Annotated in this window: 2 protein-coding genes and 1 riboswitch; of the genes, one reads left to right on the top strand and one right to left on the bottom strand. The window is 59.5% G+C overall.

Features of this window, described 5'->3' with window-relative positions:
• Positions 1 to 312: 312 nt before the first annotated feature.
• On the bottom strand, positions 313 to 822 hold the full coding sequence (locus tag ACIOZM_RS27475; RefSeq protein ID WP_401219767.1) for a 6,7-dimethyl-8-ribityllumazine synthase: 510 nt from the start codon (positions 820 to 822) through the stop codon (positions 313 to 315).
• Positions 823 to 925: 103 nt separating this feature from the next.
• A riboswitch (FMN riboswitch) is annotated at positions 926 to 1,098 on the bottom strand.
• 198 nt (positions 1,099 to 1,296) lie between these two features.
• Between ACIOZM_RS27475 and ltaE the strand changes: the two genes are divergently transcribed.
• The gene (gene ltaE / locus ACIOZM_RS27470) at positions 1,297 to 2,301 is read left to right on the top strand and encodes a low-specificity L-threonine aldolase (protein ID WP_401219764.1); all 1,005 of its coding nucleotides are present in this window, start codon (positions 1,297 to 1,299) and stop codon (positions 2,299 to 2,301) included.
• The last annotated feature ends 112 nt before the right edge of the window (positions 2,302 to 2,413 follow it).

Raw genomic sequence — 2,413 nt, 5'->3', positions numbered from 1 at the left:
TGTGTCAGTCAGTTTAAATGTCGACTGATACGACGCCATCGCCAGCAGGCTGGCTCCCACAGTTTGTCCGGTGTTTGGACCGCTGCAGCAGCGATCCTTCTGCGGGCGGGCGTCCTGATCGTGCCGACCACTGACGAACATCTCGTCTGACCCAGTCGCAAGGTCGATATAAAACCACTGTGGGAGCTACCCTGCTGGCGATTGCGCTGTGTCAGTCGGTTTAAATGTCGACTGATACGACGCCATCGCCAGCAGGCTGGCTCCCACAGTGAACTGAGTGAAATTCCAGACTTCACTCAGTTCAAGTCTGGATCAGACCGCTACAGCACGCGGCTCGGTACGGCGCAGGGCACGGATTTTCTGCAAGGTGTCAGCGCAGGTTTTTGCCGCTTCCTGACCCTTGTGCACAAAGTGCTCAAAGAAGAACTTCTGATGTTCTTCGCCGGAATGGAAGTGATGCGGGGTCAGGGATACCGAGAACACCGGTACTTCGGTTTCCAATTGCACCTGCATCAGGCCGCTGACCACTGACTGGGCGACGAACTCGTGACGATAGATGCCGCCGTCCACAACCAGGGCTGCCGCGACGATGCCGGCGTAACGACCGGTCTTGGCCAACAGCTTGGCGTGCAGGGGCATTTCAAAGGCGCCGCCGACTTCAAAGCAGTCGATGTCCGATTCCTGATAACCCTGGGCAATCATTTCGGCGATGAAGCCTTTACGGCTCTGGTCGACGATTTCCTTGTGCCAGCAGGCCTGGATGAACGCAACGCGCTCGCCCTGATGGTGTTTGGTCTTGCTGTCGATAGCGGTGGGTTGCATGTTCTGACTCCTGTTTGTGTGAAAAACAGGGCGTTATGAATCGAAGGGGATTCAAGGGTACGCACGCTGGCACGCATGCCTGCGGACGATCCTTTGGCGTTAATCCCGTTCTCTCTTCATCCGGACTATGACCGTCGGCCCCGGGATCACACCGGGTCTGCTGACCTTGCCGCCGTGCACCGCAAAATGCCGTGTCCGTCGCCAAGCGCTCGCGGGCTATGCGCATTGCGCGCAATTACCGCCGGTGGGGAGTTGCACCCCGCCCTGAGAACGTTTTTGCCGCCCTTTCTCGGGCGGCGCAGCGTTTTTATCACAGATTGGCGGGCGATGCATTGCGCCTTTCTGATGATTGCCATCAGATTTTTTGAACGCTTGTGAGGAGAATTCCTGCGCCAAGGGTTGATTAATCTTCGCCATGACCGCAGTAATTCAACTTCGTAAAGGGAATTCCCCTGCTGACTTGAGGCCAGGTTCATGAGCGTTATCGATCTTCGCAGCGACACCGTCACCCAACCATCGACCGCCATGCTCGACGCGATGACCCGCGCCGCCACCGGTGACGATGTGTATGGCGAAGATCCGACGGTCATTCGTCTGGAAGCGGAACTGGCCAAACGGCTGGGCTTCGCCGCGGCGCTTTTCGTGCCGACCGGCACCATGAGCAACCTGTTGGGCCTGATGGCGCACTGCGAGCGCGGTGACGAATACATCGTCGGTCAGCAGGCGCACACCTACAAGTACGAAGGCGGAGGCGCGGCGGTATTGGGTTCAATCCAGCCGCAGCCGCTGGAAGTGCAGGCCGATGGTTCGCTGGATCTCGATCAGGTCGCCGCAGCGATCAAACCCGATGACTTTCACTTCGCCCGCACCCGTCTGCTGGCGCTGGAAAACACCATGCAAGGCAAAGTGCTGCCGCTGGAATATCTGGCGCGGGCGCGTCGTTTCACCCAGGACAATGGCTTGCAATTGCATCTCGACGGCGCGCGTTTGTACAACGCTTCGGTCAAGCTCGGTGTCGATGCGTGGGAAATCACCCAGTATTTCGATTCGGTTTCGGTTTGTCTGTCCAAAGGCCTCGGCGCGCCGGTCGGTTCGGTGCTGTGCGGTTCGGTCGAGCTGATCGGCAAGGCCCGACGTCTGCGCAAAATGGTCGGTGGCGGCATGCGTCAGGCTGGATTGCTGGCAGCGGCGGGACTGTATGCGCTGGAGCACAACGTCGAGCGTCTGGCGGATGACCACGCCAACGCAGCGTTTCTGGCCGAAGGCCTGCGCGGCGCAGGTTTCACCGTAGAGCCAGTGCAGACCAACATGGTTTACGTGCAGATGGGTGACCAGGCCGAAGCGATCAAGGCGTTCGCCGCTGAACGCGGGATCAAGCTCAGTGCCGCCGCTCGTCTGCGCATGGTCACGCACATGGACGTCAATCGCTCGCAAATCGAGCAAGTGATCGCGACATTCGTCGAGTTTTCGCGCAAGTGACAGCGTTAGCCGTCCAATTGACCGTTTCTATCGTATAAACACGCTGTACCCCGCGGGCGGGGGGGGGGGGTGGGGGGGGGTGGGGGGGGGTGGGGGGGGCGTGTTGTGGGAG

The organism is Pseudomonas sp. NPDC087346, assembly GCF_044744235.1.
In the GTDB taxonomy this organism is placed as follows: Bacteria; Pseudomonadota; Gammaproteobacteria; order Pseudomonadales; family Pseudomonadaceae; genus Aquipseudomonas.
The sequence above is the reverse complement of the archived record's forward strand: the minus strand, read 5'-3'. Positions and strand labels throughout refer to the sequence as shown.

Coding starts and splice junctions, on each gene's coding strand:
- ACIOZM_RS27475 (WP_401219767.1), bottom strand. CDS start 822: ATGCAACCCACCGCTATCGACAGCAAGACCAAACACCATCAGGGCGAG.
- ltaE (WP_401219764.1), top strand. CDS start 1,297: ATGAGCGTTATCGATCTTCGCAGCGACACCGTCACCCAACCATCGACC.